The following is a 16,037-nucleotide window of genomic DNA, read 5'->3' on the forward strand; positions in this document are numbered from 1 at the left end:
GAAAGGCAGCATCACCGGGTTAAATTTAGCGTACATACCCTTTCCATCATCATTTTATTCGTCAACAAGAAGTGACTTGTGAATATAAACGTTGCAGATTTGTTAATTGGAAATCACATTCTGTTATTATTCGTCGTATTGGCATTGGGGTTATGTTTAGGCAAACTCCGGTTAGGTTCTGTTCAACTCGGTAATTCTATTGGCGTTTTAGTCGTCTCTTTACTTCTCGGCCAACAGCACTTCTCAATTAACACTGACGCCCTCAACCTGGGCTTTATGTTATTTATTTTCTGCGTGGGCGTGGAAGCCGGCCCCAACTTCTTTTCTATTTTCTTCCGCGATGGCAAAAACTATTTGATGCTGGCGATAGTGATGGTCAGTAGCGCGATGGTGCTGGCCTTGGGGCTGGGCAAGCTGTTTGGCTGGGATATCGGCCTGACGGCCGGAATGCTGGCCGGATCGATGACCTCCACTCCGGTGCTGGTTGGCGCGGGCGATACCCTGCGCCAAACCCTGACGGACGGCAAAAGTTTAAGTCTTGCCCAGGATCATCTTAGCCTGGGTTACGCGTTGACCTACCTGGTTGGCCTCGTCAGTTTAATTTTCGGCGCGCGCTACCTGCCGAAACTCCAGCATCAGGACCTGCCTACCAGCGCACAGCAAATTGCGCGCGAGCGCGGGCTTGACCCGGACAGTAAACGTAAAGTCTATCTGCCGGTGATCCGTGCCTATCGCGTAGGGCCGGAGCTGGTGGCCTGGAGCGATGGCAAAAATCTGCGCGAGCTGGGTATCTATCGCCAGACCGGTTGTTATATCGAACGAATTCGCCGTAACGGCATTCTGGCAAGTCCGGATGGCGACGCGGTGTTACAGCCGGGTGACGAAATCTCGCTGGTCGGTTACCCGGATGCCCATGCCCGGCTCGATCCCAGCTTCCGCAATGGCAAAGAGGTGTTCGACCGCGACCTGCTGGATATGCGCATCGTTAACGAAGAGATCGTGGTAAAGAATAACAATGCGGTAAACCGACGGCTAAGCCAGCTGAAGCTGACCGACCACGGCTGCTTCCTTAATCGGGTGATCCGCAGCCAGATTGAAATGCCAATTGATGAAAGCATCATTCTCAACAAAGGCGACGTGCTGCACATCAGCGGAGAAGCAAGGCGCGTGAAATCCGTTGCCGACCGTATCGGCTTTATTTCCATACACAGCCAGGTCACCGACCTGCTGGCATTCTGCGCCTTCTTTATTCTCGGCCTGATGATCGGCATGATCACTTTCCAGTTCAGCAACTTCAATTTCGGCATCGGCAATGCGGCCGGACTGCTCTTCGCGGGGATTATGCTGGGCTTCCTGCGCGCCAACCATCCTACCTTTGGCTATATTCCTCAGGGCGCTCTGACCATGGTGAAAGAGTTTGGGCTGATGGTGTTTATGGCCGGTGTCGGTTTAAGTGCCGGCAGCGGGATAACCAAAGGGCTGGGCGAAACCGGGCTGCTTATGCTGGGTGCGGGATTAATTGTCAGCCTGGTGCCGGTAGTGATCTGTTTTCTGTTTGGTGCCTGGGTGCTAAAAATGAATCGCGCCCTGCTCTTTGGCGCGATCATGGGCGCACGAACCTGTGCTCCGGCGATGGAGATCATCAGCGATACCGCACGCAGTAACATCCCGGCACTTGGTTATGCGGGAACCTACGCGATTGCTAACGTATTACTCACCCTGGCAGGCACGCTGATCGTCATCATCTGGCCCATCCTGGGGGGATAAAAAATAATCTTATTCCACACAGAACTTTCTTTTGGCGCTGAAGTCTTAATTAGTGCCACTGCTTTTCTTTGAAATTCCCGTATTGAGGAGCCCGTTAATTTACTGATTAACGGGTTTTTTTCATTGTTATTCTGCCCTGCCTGTTCCCGTATCGCCCCCTACTCTTAATGTTTCCTTAAGCGCTGCCCTGCACAATAGCATCATATTTTTCAGGCAGTCGAAATGACATGAAACCATCAGTTAACCTAAATATTAGCCAAACGACCCGTCACATTAGGCGCGATCCCCTTTACCCGCTGACAGCACGCTTTTATCTTAAGCAGTTCGTGCTACTGGTACTTACAGCCCTGTTTTTTATCTGGCTGTCGCGCGACGAGAGCTGGGATATGGCGCTGACCCGCCTTTGGTTCGACCCGGTAAACCATCAGTTTCCATGGAAGGATAATCGCTGGCTGGATGTGATTAATCACCGCCTGCTGAAAGATCTGGTGATTGGCGGCGGCGTCCTGCTGCTGCTGGCGGGCCTGCTACGTCGCCAGGCCCGATGGGTGCTGGTCGCACTGATGATGGGGATTGGCCCGCTGGTCGTCGGAATATTGAAGTCGGGCAGCACCCATTCCTGCCCGTGGGACCTGGTCCAGTTCGGCGGCGAGGCCGTTTCTTATCCGCTTTTCGGCACCGTTCCTGCTAACAGCGGGCCGGGACACTGCTTCCCCGGCGGGCACGCCTCCAGCGGATTTAGCGCGATGGCGCTGTTTTTTTTGTTCTACCCACGTTGGCCACGTCTTGCCCTCTTGTACTGGTGGATAGCGGTCGCGGTCGGTCTGGCGATGGGTTTTGGTCAGATGATGCGCGGCGCGCATTTTCTTTCACATAATTTGTGGGCGGCATGGTGGGTATGGTTAACACAATGCGTCACTTTCGGCTGCGTCACGCTGCTGTTTAAAAGAAGAAGAGGAATTGATCATGATGGAAGCGCTAAACCAGTCGATGTTTCTCAGCATTAACGCCGGTGCTGAGCCTCCCGGCTGGCTGATCGGGCTGGCCACGTTCTGCGCACGCTACCTTATCGCCGTCGTGCCGTTACTGATTATTGGCCTCTGGCTGTGGGGCCCGCGCAATCAGTTAACCGCGCAGCGCGTACTGGTGGCGAAAACTGGCATAGCGTTGCTGTATGCACTGTCAATCGCATGGTGCCTGGCACAGCTGTTCCCGCATTCGCGTCCTTTCGCTGTCGGCATTGGCCATCAGCTGTTAGCACACGCGCCGGATGGTTCTTACCCCAGCGATCATGGCACGGTGATCTTCACCTTTGCGATTGCCTTTATCAGCTGGCATCGGGTCGGGTCGGGCATGGTACTGATGCTGGCCGGAGTACTCATCGCCTGGTCTCGCGTATATCTGGGCATACACTGGCCGTTGGATATGCTGGGCGCTGTGCTTGTCGGGATGCTCTCATGTCTGTTTGCGCAAATCGTCTGGCCGTTTTTTGGATCGCGTCTTCTTCAATTCCTTTCATCCCTGTACCGTACCCTCTTTGCTTTTCCTATTAGTAAAGGCTGGGTGCGGGGCTAATTGAGAACAGGGTCTGAATATTCAGACCCTGAAATCGATCGTCATCCAGCCCAGAACATTCTTGTCATATCCTGAAATCCACTCTTCTGGGCGGCTTAATTGCGCAAACAATCCTGTTCTACAGGTTATTAATTTCTCTATTTGCGCAACTGATTAAATACCCGGCAACCCCTGCGTCATCTTGATTATGAATTGATAAATATCAATATTTTATTACATTATAATAATTAATCGATGAGATAATATTTTTCAACATCGCGGAATAATAAATAATCAGTGCAATCATCTGCGTAGAAATAACCAATTGGCAGAAATAGCCAAAAATGTGGCTTCATTTAGATGGCAATACTAAAAAGGTGCCGGAAGTGTGATTGCGATCACCGGAGATTAATCATTGAGTGCTTTCTTCTATTTCGTCTGGTGGTAGAGTGTGCGCCATAAAATCACAGAGAATAATTAAATCCGACATCAGGCAGTCAATTACGCTGTAATGGGTAGCCTGGGATTGCATTAATTTATCATGCTTTAATACTGGAGAATTTATGGATACATCCCAAACGGCGGCGCTCACCCCCGAGTCAGCGCAGGATGACGGCCAATGGCGTAAAAGCGACACCATGTGGATGCTGGGCCTGTATGGCACTGCCATCGGTGCCGGCGTATTGTTTCTGCCGATTAATGCCGGTATCGGTGGGCTGATCCCACTGGTGATAATGGCGCTGCTCGCCTTTCCAATGACCTTTTTTGCTCACCGTGGCCTGTGCCGCTTTGTGCTCTCCGGGCGTAAACCCGGTGAAGATATTACCGAGGTGGTCGAAGAGCACTTTGGCACCGGCGCCGGTAAGCTTATTACCCTGCTCTACTTCTTTGCTATCTATCCCATCCTGCTGGTGTACAGCGTTGCCATTACCAATACCGTCGAAAGCTTTATGACCCATCAGCTACATATGCAGCCCCCGCCGCGTGTGCTGCTGTCGCTGATCCTGATCGTTGGCCTGATGACCATTGTGCGTTTCGGCAAAGAGATTATCGTGAAGACCATGAGCGTACTGGTCTATCCGTTTGTGCTGGTGCTGATGCTGTTGGCGCTGTATCTGATCCCACACTGGAGCAGCGCGATTTTTGACAACGTCAGCCTGGAAGGCAGCGGTAAAGGGCTGATGATGACCCTGTGGCTGGCCATCCCGGTGATGGTATTCTCCTTCAACCACTCGCCAATTATTTCCGCATTCGCCGTCGCCAAACGTGAAGAGTACGGTGATAAGGCGGAACCCAAGTGCTCAAGCATTCTGGCGCGCAGCCATATCATGATGGTTGTCACGGTCATGTTCTTCGTCTTCAGCTGCGTGCTTAGCCTGTCGCCAGAGAACTTGGCAGAAGCCAAATCACAGAACATTTCCATTCTGTCTTACCTGGCAAACCATTTTGACACGCCGCTGATGGCGTGGCTCGCCCCGATTATCGCCATCGTGGCGATCACTAAATCCTTCCTCGGGCACTATCTCGGCGCGCGTGAAGGATTTAACGGCACGGTAAATAAAATGCTGCGTAGCCGTGGTAAAACCATTGCCGAACACAAACTGAATCGTTTTACCGCCATGTTTATGCTGGTGACGACCTGGATTGTGGCAACGCTTGACCCGAGCATTCTCGGTCTGATCGAAAGTCTGGGCGGGCCGATTATCGCCGTGCTGCTGTTCCTGATGCCGATGTACGCGATTAACAAGGTCCCGGCTATGCGCAAATACAGCGGAAAACTCAGCAATGTGTTTGTTGTCATCGTGGGACTGGTGGCGATTTCTGCCGTGGCCTGGAACCTGGTCTGATAGCCACACCCGACGGTGATAACCCTCCTTATCGCCGCACGCCTGAAGACGGGGTGTTTCTCCCCGTCTTCAGGCGCTCAACGGAGCATCAGGAAAACCACTTGCCGAACCAGCCCTCCATCTTCATCATCACGAAATCCCAAATACGGCTAAATAATCCGCCCTGCGGCACCGCCTCCAGCACCACCAGCGGGCGCTGTTCAATGGACTGACCGTTCAGCTGAAAATCAATCGTTCCCACTACCTGATTTTTCACCAATGGCGCGGTCAGCTGCGGCTGGCTTAGCGTGAAGCTGGCTTTCAGGCCCTTGAACTGCCCGTGAGGAAGCGTGATCGCGGCATCCTGGGCAACACCGAGGCTCACCTCTTTGCGATCGCCGTACCAGACGCGCTGCGTGGCAAAAGCCTTACCCGCTTTGATTGGCGTCACGGTTTCAAAATTGCGCAGTCCCCAGGTGAGCAGCTTCTCGCTTTCGCGGAAGCGAACCGCATCGGTTGCCGCCCCCAGTACCACGGAGATCATACGTCGATCGCCTTCGACAGCCGAGGCGACAAGGTTGTTTCCCGCACCCGAAGTATGCCCGGTTTTAATACCGTCAACCTGTAGGTTGCTACTCCAGAGCAGGCGGTTGCGATTATGCTGACGGATATTATTGAAGGTGAACTCTTTTTCTTTATGCAGCGCGTACTCATCGGGCACATCGCGGATCAGCGCCTGACCAATCAGCGCCATATCCCGCGCGGTGCTGAACTGCCCGTCGGCATCAAGCCCGTGCACGGTTTTAAAATGGGTATTTTTAAGCCCTAGCGTCTGCACATAATTGTTCATCAGGCCAACAAAGGCATCCTGACTGCCGGCGACATAGTCGGCCAGAGCGATGCTGGCATCGTTACCCGACTGGATAACGATACCCTTGTTAAGCTCCGATACCGCAATACGGTCTCCCGGTTTAAGAAACATCAACGACGAGCCTTTTAGTACCGGGTTTCCGGTCGCCCAGGCATCATTGCCTACGGTCACCAGATCATCCTTACCGATTTTACCCGCCTTCAGCGCCTGGCCAATGACATAACTGGACATCATTTTCGTCAGGCTGGCCGGATCGAGGCGCAGGTCGGCATTGGACTCGGCCAGCACTTTGCCACTGTGGAAGTCCATCAGAAACCAGGCTTTGGCATCAAGCTGTGGCGCAACGGGAGCATCTTGCGCCCATGCGCAGGAAACAGTGAGCAGGAGCAGTGAGGCGGTGCAGATCCGAGTTTGTACAGCGGAGGAGAGGAGCGTTTTTTTCTTCATGGAGTTGCAGGTATCCCTCTGAAAGACCAAGATAATTGACGCAGTGTCAGGTGATTAACCCATCTACACTAAGGTGTTCTTGTCCTAAAAAGAACCGCCTGATGGTAAAGTTTTCTCGTGTTTGTTCAATATATACGGAGCTTTCTGCCTGCCAGGCCCTTTAGCAGCAATAAGTTAGCGTCTTGAACGGCTTAATTCCGATTTTTTACCGGATGGGCAGGATGTCACAGAATTCAGCTAATCTGAATAAAACCACCCCGTGGAGTCGCAACGATGGATTTAGCGCTGTTTGATCTCGATGAAACGCTGATTAGTGAGGACAGCACGGGTTTGTGGCTGCGCTGGCTGGTGTGGCAGGGCTTTGCGCCCGCCGCACTGCTGGAGCAGGAGCGCCTGCTGATGGCGCAATATTACCGCGGTTCACTCGCAATGGATGAGTATATGCACACCACCCTCTCTCCGCTGGCCGGTATGGCCATCACGACCGTTCAGAGCTGGATACGCCGTTTTATCCAGCGAGACATTCTGCCGCGCATTTACCCCGCCGCCCACGAACGCCTGCGCTGGCATCAACAGCGTGGTGATACGGTGGTGATTATCTCCGCCAGCGGTGAGCATCTGGTTTCACCTATTGCTCAACGGCTTGGCGCGCACGCAGCGCTGGCGATTGGCGTAGATATTGTTGACGATCGCTACAGCGGCAAGATTTACGGCACCATGACTTACCAGCAGGGTAAGGTCAGCAGGCTTAAAGAGTGGCTGGCATGCCGACAGCCGTTTGAGCAGATCTGGGCCTACAGTGACTCGGTAAACGATCTGCCGATGCTGGAGTACGCCGATCGGGCCTGTGTGATTAACCCGGATAAGAAACTGGATCTGTTGGCACAACGGCGCGGCTGGGAAGTCTGCCGCTGGGTAAAATGATATTCAGACCGGCAGCGACGTCGGCACGGTGAATGCCGCTGTCGCTGATATTTGCCTCTCCGGCCTGCCCTGCTTCAGACTTTCAGTTTCGGGTCCAGCGCATCGCGTAAACCATCGCCCAACAGATTGAAGGCCAGCACGGTAAGAAAAATCGCCAGGCTGGGGAAAATCGCCACGTGAGGGGCCAGCACCATATCCGCCTGCGCCTCATTCAGCATCGCGCCCCACTCTGGCGTCGGCGGCTGGGCCCCCAGTCCGAGAAACGACAGGCTGGCAGCAGAAATAATTGAAGTGCCAATGCGCATGGTAAAATAGACGACGATCGACGAAAGCGTCCCGGGCAGGATATGACGCATGATGATGGTGAAATCAGAGGCGCCAATACTGCGCGCTGACTCGATCCACGTCTGATGCTTCAGCACCAGCGTGTTACCGCGTACCAGCCGCGCAAAGGCTGGAATGCTGAAAATTGCCACCGCCAGGATCACGTTCGACATGCCGCTCCCCATCACCGCCACCACCGCAATGGCCAGCAGAATGCCGGGGAAGGCGAAAAGCACGTCACAAATACGCATAATCACCCGATCCCACCAGCCTTCATAATAGCCGGCCAGCAGCCCCAGCCCGCTGCCAATGACCGCCCCAACGGCGACGGAAAAAAATCCGGCTACCAGCGAAAGCCGGCTGCCTAACAGCACCCGGCTGAAGATATCGCGCCCCAGCGCATCGACGCCAAACCAGTGCAGCAGCGAAGGTCCCTCGTTCAGCCGATCGTAGTCAAAATAGTTTTCTGCATCGAAAGGCGCCAAATAAGGGGCAAAGAGCGCAATAAGGATCAACAGTGATACGAACATCGCCGCCACCATCGCCATATGCTGCTGCCGAAAACGACGACAGAACTCACGCCACGGCGTGCGAACCCGATCCGGGGAAACCTGAGGCAGCGAAGAGAGTAAGGCATTACGTCGCCAGTTAATCATCGTACATCCTTACTGGTAGCGAATGGCTGGATTGATTGCTGCATACAGCATATCGACCAGCAGATTGATCAAAATAAATTCCAGCGAAAACAGCAGTACTTCGGCCTGGATCACCGGATAATCACGCATTGCTACCGAATCCACCAGCAGCCGTCCCAGCCCCGGCCAGTTAAATACCACTTCAACCACGATAGAGCCGCCAAGCAGAAAACCAAACTGCAGGCCCATCATGGTCACTACCGGGATCATCGCATTACGCAAACCGTGTTTGACCATCACTACCGATTCCCGTACGCCTTTTGCCCTCGCGGTACGGATATAGTCTTCCTGGATCACCTCAACAAATGAGGCGCGGGTAAAACGCGCCATCACCGCCGCTACCGCCGCGCCAAGCGTAATGGACGGTAAGATATAGTGCTGCCAGCTATCCGCTCCCACGGTTGGTAGCCAGCCAAGCTGAACGGAAAACACCTGCATCAGCAGGATACCCAGCGCAAAAGCGGGGAACGAAATGCCCGACACCGCCAGCGTCATACCCAGCCGATCGGGCCAGCGGTTGCGCCACACGGCGGAAACCACGCCGATGACCATCCCGAAGATCACTGACCACAGCATACTGCTCAGCGTCAGGCCCAGCGTGGGCAGGAAACGTTGAGCGATCTCCTCAGAAACCGGCCGTTTGGACACCATGGATACGCCTAAATCGCCCTGTAGTGCATGGGTGATATAGTGCCAAAACTGCTGCGGCAGCGGTAAATCCAGCCCCAGCTGCTGGCGCACCAGCGCCACAACTTCGGCATCGGCTTCGCGTCCGGCAATCAGTCGTGCCGGATCGCCCGGCAGCAGATGCACAAAAAGAAACACCAGCACGGCGACAATGAGCAGCGTGGGGATCAGCCCCAGTAGCCGTTTCAGAAAATAATTAAGCATGTTATACCCTGCGCCCCCCGGGGGAGGCGCGTTGAACCGTTACTTCAGATCGGCATCGTCAAAGTTGAACGACGTATCCGGCATCACGTAGAAACCGCTCAAATTGCGGGTGTTGGCCGAAATCAGCTTTTCAACCACCAGCGGTGCCCAGGGCTGGTCGTGCCAGATACGATCCTGCGCATCTTTATACAGCGCCGCTTTTTTCTCACCGTCGGTGGTATTCAGCGCGTCGCTTAAATCTTTATCGACCTGCGGATTGCTGTAGAAAGCGGTATTAAAGATGGTTGGCGGCCAGGACTGGGTGGCAAACAGCGGCGTTAACGCCCAGTTAGCTTCACCAGTGGAAGCCGACCAGCCGGTATAGAACATGCGTACGCCGCTCTCCTTCTGGCCTTTATCTTCAACCTGTGCCGCGCGTTGACCGGCATCCATCGCCGTCACTTCCACCTTAATCCCCACCTGGGCCAGCTGCTGCTGGGTAAACTGCAACACCTTTTGTGCCGTGCTGTGATTATGTGAAGACCACAGCGTGGTGGTAAAGCCGTTGGGATAGCCCGCTTCTTTCAGCAGTTCACGCGCTTTCGCCGGGTTGTATTCCGGGGCAGGATACTGCTGCGCATACTGGATAGACGGCGGAACGATGCCGCTGGCCGGGGTGGCATACCCGGCGAATGCCACCTTAGCCAGCGCCTCACGGTTGATGGCGTAGCCGATCGCGGCGCGCACCTTCGGGTCATCGAACGGCTTCTGCGTCACGTTAAAGCTGATATAGCGCTGCATAATCGATGGGGAAGCCACCAGGTTCAGCTTACTGTTTTTCTCCAGCAGTTTGGCCTGCTCAAACGGGATTGGGAAAGCAAAGTTGGCCTCCCCGGTTTGCAGCATCGCGGAACGGGTATTGTTATCCACCACCGGACGCCAGGTAATGCTGTCCAGCTTCGGATAACCCGGCTTCCAGTAACCGCTGAATTTCGCGACTTTGACAAAATCGGTCTGATTCCAGGCGACAAACTGATAGGGGCCGGTACCCACCGGATGGAAGCCGATGTCCTTACCGTATTTCTTGAGTGCCTCCGGCGAAATCATTGCCGCGGCCGGACTGGCAAGCGTGTTGATAAATGCCGAGAACGGCTGTTTTAGCGTAATTTTCACCGAACTGGCATCCAGCACGTCGGTACTGGCGATGGTTTTAAACAGGTTATAACGCTTGAGATGGTTATCCGGGTTACTGGCGCGGTCGAGGTTCGCTTTAACCGCCGCGGCATCAAAATACGTGCCGTCCTGGAACTTCACCCCTTTCCTGAGCTTAATAACGTAACTTAATCCGTCCGGGCTGGCCTGATAGCTTTCTGCCAGCACGTTTTCCAGCTTCATCTCTTTATCAAAGCCAAACAGCCCCTGATAGAACGACTTGGCCACCGCCTGCGACAGGGTGTCGTTGGCATCGTAAGGATCGAGAGTGGTAAAATTAGAGGCTACCGCGATAGTGACATCTTTCGCCGCCCAGGCGGTGAATGTGGCACAGCTACCCAACAGGCCAGCCGTTAACAACAGCCTACGCGTATGCTTATTCATCATCTTAGCTTATCCCTTGTTTTCGTTATGCAGCAATCAGGTTCGGCTGATGGCGTGGCGCGCCACAAAATGTCCGCTTCCAACCTCAACCAACGGAGCCACGTCCGGTTCGTCGCCGAGGGCGCGGACAGGACTGGGTATTTCATCAACTAGCAGAGCACGCTCACGTCGACGATGGGTGGGGTCAGCCACCGGCACCGATGCCATCAGCTTGCGGGTGTAAGGATGTTGCGGGTGCTCAAATACCGCCCGTCGCGGTCCGATCTCCACAATCTGACCGAGGTACATCACCGCTACCCGGTGGCTGATACGTTCCACCACCGCCATATCGTGGGAAATAAACAGAAACGCAATACCAAACTCCCGCTGTAAATCGAGCATCAGATTAACGATCTGCGCCTGAACCGAAACATCCAGCGCCGAAACCGCTTCATCGGCAATCACTACTTTCGGGTTGAGCGCCAGCGCGCGCGCGATGCAGATACGCTGGCGCTGCCCGCCGGAGAACTCATGCGGATAGCGCCGGGCATGCTCCGCCTGCAGCCCGACGCGCTCCAGCAGGCTGGCCACCCGCCGTTCCGCTTCCTGCCCGCGCGCAATGCCGTGAACCAGCAGCGGTTCCATTATCGAATAGCCCACCGTCTGGCGGGGATCGAGAGAGGCATACGGATCCTGAAAGATAAACTGGATATCGCGGCGCAGATGCGCCAGAGCTGAGCCGTGCAGGCGGTCGATGCGTTGGCCGTTAAAGGTGATGCTGCCGCCCTGGCTTGCCACCAGACGCAACAAAGAGCGCCCGGTGGTGGATTTGCCGCAGCCGGACTCGCCGACCAGCGCCAGCGTTTCACCGGCGCGCAAATCGAAGCTCACCTTTTCAACGGCGTGTACCCGCCGCTGCACCCGGTTGAAAATACCGCCACGAATATCGAAGCGGGTGATCAGGTCACGTACCTGGAGGATCGGGGCGTCAAGTTGATTGACCGTATCCTGCGGCGCTTCTGCCACCGGCTCGCCAATATCACCAGACAGGGGGAATTTCGCCGGCAGATCGCGCCCACTCATCGCTCCCAGCTTAGGCACTGCGGCAAGCAGCGAACGCGTGTACGGCTGCTGCGGATGGCTGAAAATCTCCTGAACGCTGCCGCTCTCTAATACGTCGCCGCGATACATGACCTGTACCCGATCCGCCATCTCCGCGACCACCCCCATGTCGTGGGTGATAAAAATTACCGCCATCTGCATCTCTTTTTGCAGCACGCGGATCAATTGCAGGATTTGTGCCTGGATGGTGACATCCAGCGCGGTGGTGGGCTCATCGGCAATCAGCAGCGACGGGCGGCAGGAGAGCGCCATTGCGATCATCACCCGCTGACGCATGCCGCCGGAGAGCTGGTGCGGGTAGCGCGCCAGCACATTTTTGGCTTCGGGAATGCGCACCAGATCGAGCATGCGCCGCGCCTCGGCCAGCGCCTGCGCATGGCTTTTCCCCTGATGCAGGCGGATAGACTCGGCAATCTGCTCGCCAACCGAAAACACCGGATTGAGTGAAGTCATCGGCTCCTGGAAAATCATCGCCATGTCCGCGCCGCGAATGCTGCGTAGCTCCGACTGCGGCAGGGTGGCAAGATCGACCGGTGGCTTCCGCTCACGGCGCAGCCACATTGTGCCGCTGTCGATGTTGCCGCCCCCCTGCTCCACCAGACGCATCAGCGCCAGAGAGGTGACCGATTTTCCTGAGCCGGACTCACCAACGATGGCCAGCGTTTCACCGGCATGCACATCCAGTGACAAATTCTTTACGACCTGAATACGCTGGCGATCTTCGCGCGCAAAACTGACGCTAAGATCGCGCACCGACAGTACCTTGTCATGCTGTGAAAATGCGCTCACCGGGCGTCCTCCCGATAAATAGCCACCACCGGCTGTTCGCCCGCTACGCCATATGCGCGGTACATGCCCTCGCTGTTGAAAGGCAGCGCCAGATTGCCTGCCGCATCAACGGCGATAAGCCCACCGCTTCCGCCCAGTTCGGGAATTTTTTCCATAATAACCTTCTGCGTCGCCTGGGCTAACGACAGCCCGCCATACTCCATCAGCGCCGCGACGTCATAGGCCGCAAGCAGGCGCATAAACACTTCTCCACTCCCGGTACAGGAGACAGCCACCCCGGCGCTGGCATAACAGCCCGCGCCGGGCAGCGGCGAATCGCCTACGCGGCCGGCCTGCTTATTGGTGATGCCGCCCGTCGAGGTAGCTGCCGCCAGCCCGCCGGCACTGTCGCGGGCAACGGCCCCCACGGTGCCAAATTTACGATCCGGGCTAAGGGAGCCTGCATCGTGGTCAAGCCGCATTTGGTTGTCGGCAATGGCGCGTTCGAGCTGGGCGCGGCGCTGTGGCGTGGTAAAAAAGTGATTTTCAACCCTCTCGAGGCCTTGTGCTTCCGCAAACGATTCCGCGCCTTCGCCAATCAACAGCACGTGCGGGCTGTTTTCCAGTACCGCACGTGCGGCCAGCACCGGATTACGCACGCGGGTCACACCAGCCACCGCACCTGCCGCGCGCGTGCTACCGTCCATCACGCAAGCATCCAGTTCATGCTGTCCCTGATGAGTCAATACCGCGCCGCGCCCGGCATTAAACAGCGGGCACTCCTCCAGCTGCCGCACCGCTTCGGTAACCACGTCCAGCGCGCTCTGCCCTGCCGCCAGCCTGGACTGTGCGTCTGCAACAATGAGTGATAACGCCTGACGATAGCGCTGCTCATCCCCGGCATTCATGCTGGCACGCGCAATGGCGCCAGCACCACCATGAATTGCAATCGTCGCTTTGGCCATTATTTAATTTAACCTGTAGCAAATCAGCATGAAAAACACTGAGTTAGAATATATTTATCAAGGAAATAACCTTTTTGACTATAGGTAGGCTGTATAGATATGTAAAGCGGAATATTTCCCCTGCATTTATAACTAATAGTTATAAGTTAAGCCCGTCGCCCGTTAGCACCGGCAAACGTGACCCTGTACCGGATCCACGTCATAATGTAGCCCGCCTATTTCGTTCGTATCCTGGAGAAACAACCGATGGAAACATTGACTACGGGATTAATCTCCCTGGACGACGCCCTGACTACCCTGCTGGCACGCGTTATCCCGTTAGCAGATAGCGAAACCGTTAGCCTGACGCAGGCGGTAGGGCGAATTACGGCAGGTCCGGTGATTTCCCCGCTGAACGTGCCGCCTTTCGATAATTCGGCGATGGACGGTTACGCTCTGCGCATGGCGGACCTCGACGCGCGCGCCGCGCTGCCGGTAGCCGGAAAAGCGTTTGCCGGTAGCCCGTATGACGGCGTATGGCCTGCGGGTAGCTGCATTCGCATTATGACCGGCGCACCGCTCCCTTCAGGCTGCGAGGCGGTGGTGATGCAGGAGCAAACCGCTTTAGTGGGTGATGCGGTGAGCATGACCGCTGAGATCAGCGCCGGACAAAATATTCGTCGTGCGGGGGAAGATATCCCTGAAGGCGCAGAAGTGCTGGCTGCCGGGGTCAAGCTCGGCGCGGCGCAACTGCCGCTGCTGGCCTCTCTCGGCATTCCTGAAGTCAGCGTTGTGCGCAAACTGCGCGTGGCGATTTTTTCCACCGGGGACGAGCTACAGCCGGTTGGTCAGCCTTTGGCAGCAGGACAGATATATGACACTAACCGTTTTGCCGTGCGGCTGATGCTGGATAAGCTCGGCTGTGAAGTGATTGACCTGGGTATTATCCGCGACGATCCGGCGGCGCTGCGCGCGGCGTTTACCCAGGCTGATGCCAGCGCCGATGTGGTGATCAGCAGCGGCGGCGTATCGGTTGGCGCGGCGGATCACACCAAAGAGATGTTAGAAGAGCTGGGTGAAATTGGCTTCTGGAAGCTGGCGATCAAACCGGGCAAACCCTTTGCCTTCGGCCGCCTGCCGCACAGCTGGTTCTGCGGCCTGCCGGGTAATCCGGTCTCGGCGGTACTGACCTTTTATCAGCTGGTGCAACCGCTGCTGGCCAGGCTAACCGGACAGCATGGTCCGGCATTGCCCCCGCGCCAGCGCGTTCGCTGCGCCAGCTTTCTGAAAAAATCGCCGGGCCGCCTCGACTTCCAGCGCGGTATTGTACAACGCGATGCTCATGGCGATCTGGAGGTAAAAACCACCGGGCATCAGGGCTCCCACATCTTCAGCTCGTTCCATGCGGCTAACTGTTTTATCGTGCTGGAGCGCGAGCGCGGCAACGTGGCGGCCGGTGAATGGGTCGACGTTGAGCCGTTTAACGCGCTGCTGGAGGGCTGATATGTTACCCGAGCTAAGCGACAAGGAGATGCTGCGCTATAACCGTCAAATCGTGCTGCGCGGTTTTGATCTCGACGGCCAGGAGCAGCTAAAGGCCGCGCGCGTGCTGGTGGTCGGGCTCGGCGGGCTGGGCTGCGCCGCCAGCCAGTATCTTGCCGCCGCCGGAATTGGCCAGCTGACGCTGCTCGATTTCGACGAGGTGACGCTCTCGAATCTGCAACGCCAGGTGTTGCACGGCGAGGCGCAGCTGGGGATGGCAAAAGTCGACTCGGCAAGGGCACGCCTTGCCACGATCAACTCATCGATCGCCATCGAGGCGGTTAACGCGCGCCTAGATGATGACGGGATGGCACAGCTTATTGCCCGGCATCAGCTGGTGATCGACTGCTGCGATAACCTCGAGACGCGCGAACAGCTGAACCGGCTCTGCTTTGCCAGCAAAACCCCGCTGGTGTCGGGGGCGGCAATCCGTATGGAGGGGCAAATCAGCGTGTTCAGCTGGGGCCGCGAGGAACCCTGCTATCGCTGCATCAGCCGCCTGTTCGGTGCTGCAACGCTGAGCTGTGTGGAAGCCGGGGTGATGGCACCGCTGGTCGGGGTTATCGGTTCATTGCAGGCGATGGAGGCCATTCGCGCCCTTACCCACTATGGCAGCCCGGTAGCCGGAAAACTGCTGCTGTACGATGCCATGACATTGCAGTTCCGCTCAATAAAAGTGGCGAAGGATGCTGGCTGTGAGGTCTGTGGGGATGGAGGTCAGCGGGAAGGTTAATAATTCGTGATTATTGGTCATTGATCGGTTCTCTCAAGTCGGACTAAGTTCCCTACAGATGGTTTACTACCAGGA

Annotated in this window: 13 protein-coding genes; 7 read left to right on the forward strand and 6 right to left on the reverse strand. The window is 56.0% G+C overall.

Annotated elements, in window-relative coordinates; genetic code table 11:
* Positions 1–78: 78 nt before the first annotated feature.
* The 4 genes from ETA_RS12025 to ETA_RS12040 all read left to right on the forward strand — a co-directional run bounded on the left by ETA_RS12025 (position 79) and on the right by ETA_RS12040 (position 5,168).
* Entirely contained in the window at positions 79–1,767 is a 1,689-nt protein-coding gene (locus ETA_RS12025; RefSeq protein WP_012441897.1) for an aspartate:alanine antiporter, read from the forward strand.
* Positions 1,768–1,994: 227 nt separating this feature from the next.
* On the forward strand, positions 1,995–2,774 hold the full coding sequence (locus ETA_RS12030) for a phosphatase PAP2 family protein (RefSeq protein WP_012441898.1): 780 nt from the start codon (positions 1,995–1,997) through the stop codon (positions 2,772–2,774).
* Positions 2,737–3,342, forward strand: a complete 606-nt coding sequence (gene ybjG / locus ETA_RS12035) for an undecaprenyl-diphosphate phosphatase (protein WP_042959332.1) — start codon at positions 2,737–2,739, stop codon at positions 3,340–3,342. The genes ETA_RS12030 and ybjG overlap by 38 nt, the downstream gene beginning before the upstream one ends.
* A gap of 542 nt (positions 3,343–3,884) precedes the next feature.
* Positions 3,885–5,168: an HAAAP family serine/threonine permease gene (locus ETA_RS12040; protein WP_012441900.1), complete on the forward strand. Its 1,284-nt coding sequence runs from the start codon at positions 3,885–3,887 to the stop codon at positions 5,166–5,168.
* An 88-nt stretch (positions 5,169–5,256) separates the two neighbouring features.
* On the opposite strand, the gene ETA_RS12045 is transcribed toward ETA_RS12040, so the two are convergent.
* Positions 5,257–6,465 (reverse strand): serine hydrolase, encoded by a 1,209-nt coding sequence (locus ETA_RS12045; protein ID WP_012441901.1) that lies wholly within the window; start codon positions 6,463–6,465, stop codon positions 5,257–5,259.
* 273 nt (positions 6,466–6,738) lie between these two features.
* On the opposite strand from ETA_RS12045, the gene ETA_RS12050 reads away from it, so the two are divergent.
* Positions 6,739–7,389: an HAD family hydrolase gene (locus tag ETA_RS12050; protein WP_012441902.1), complete on the forward strand. Its 651-nt coding sequence runs from the start codon at positions 6,739–6,741 to the stop codon at positions 7,387–7,389.
* A 74-nt stretch (positions 7,390–7,463) separates the two neighbouring features.
* Here ETA_RS12050 and gsiD read toward each other — a convergent pair whose 3' ends face one another.
* The 5 genes from gsiD to ETA_RS12075 are packed head-to-tail and all read right to left on the reverse strand — an operon-like array spanning position 7,464 to position 13,708.
* Positions 7,464–8,369, reverse strand: coding sequence for a glutathione ABC transporter permease GsiD (gene gsiD / locus ETA_RS12055; RefSeq protein WP_012441903.1), 906 nt, complete (start codon positions 8,367–8,369; stop codon positions 7,464–7,466).
* A gap of 9 nt (positions 8,370–8,378) precedes the next feature.
* Entirely contained in the window at positions 8,379–9,299 is a 921-nt protein-coding gene (gsiC, locus tag ETA_RS12060; protein WP_012441904.1) for a glutathione ABC transporter permease GsiC, read from the reverse strand.
* Positions 9,300–9,338: 39 nt separating this feature from the next.
* The gene (gene gsiB / locus ETA_RS12065) at positions 9,339–10,877 is read right to left on the reverse strand and encodes a glutathione ABC transporter substrate-binding protein GsiB (RefSeq protein WP_012441905.1); all 1,539 of its coding nucleotides are present in this window, start codon (positions 10,875–10,877) and stop codon (positions 9,339–9,341) included.
* Between the two features lie 33 nt (positions 10,878–10,910).
* On the reverse strand, positions 10,911–12,764 hold the full coding sequence (locus tag ETA_RS12070; RefSeq protein WP_012441906.1) for a dipeptide ABC transporter ATP-binding protein: 1,854 nt from the start codon (positions 12,762–12,764) through the stop codon (positions 10,911–10,913).
* Positions 12,761–13,708, reverse strand: coding sequence for an isoaspartyl peptidase/L-asparaginase (locus tag ETA_RS12075; RefSeq protein ID WP_012441907.1), 948 nt, complete (start codon positions 13,706–13,708; stop codon positions 12,761–12,763). Before ETA_RS12075 ends, ETA_RS12070 begins: the two co-directional genes overlap by 4 nt.
* A 246-nt stretch (positions 13,709–13,954) precedes the next feature.
* Here ETA_RS12075 and moeA point away from each other — a divergent pair, with 246 nt between their 5' ends.
* Positions 13,955–15,190, forward strand: coding sequence for a molybdopterin molybdotransferase MoeA (gene moeA, locus ETA_RS12080; protein ID WP_012441908.1), 1,236 nt, complete (start codon positions 13,955–13,957; stop codon positions 15,188–15,190).
* Between the two features lies 1 nt (position 15,191).
* Entirely contained in the window at positions 15,192–15,962 is a 771-nt protein-coding gene (gene moeB, locus ETA_RS12085) for a molybdopterin-synthase adenylyltransferase MoeB (RefSeq protein ID WP_012441909.1), read from the forward strand.
* Positions 15,963–16,037 lie beyond the last annotated feature (75 nt).

Origin of the sequence: Erwinia tasmaniensis Et1/99 (assembly GCF_000026185.1) — a bacterium.
Classification (GTDB): Bacteria; Pseudomonadota; Gammaproteobacteria; order Enterobacterales; family Enterobacteriaceae; genus Erwinia; species Erwinia tasmaniensis.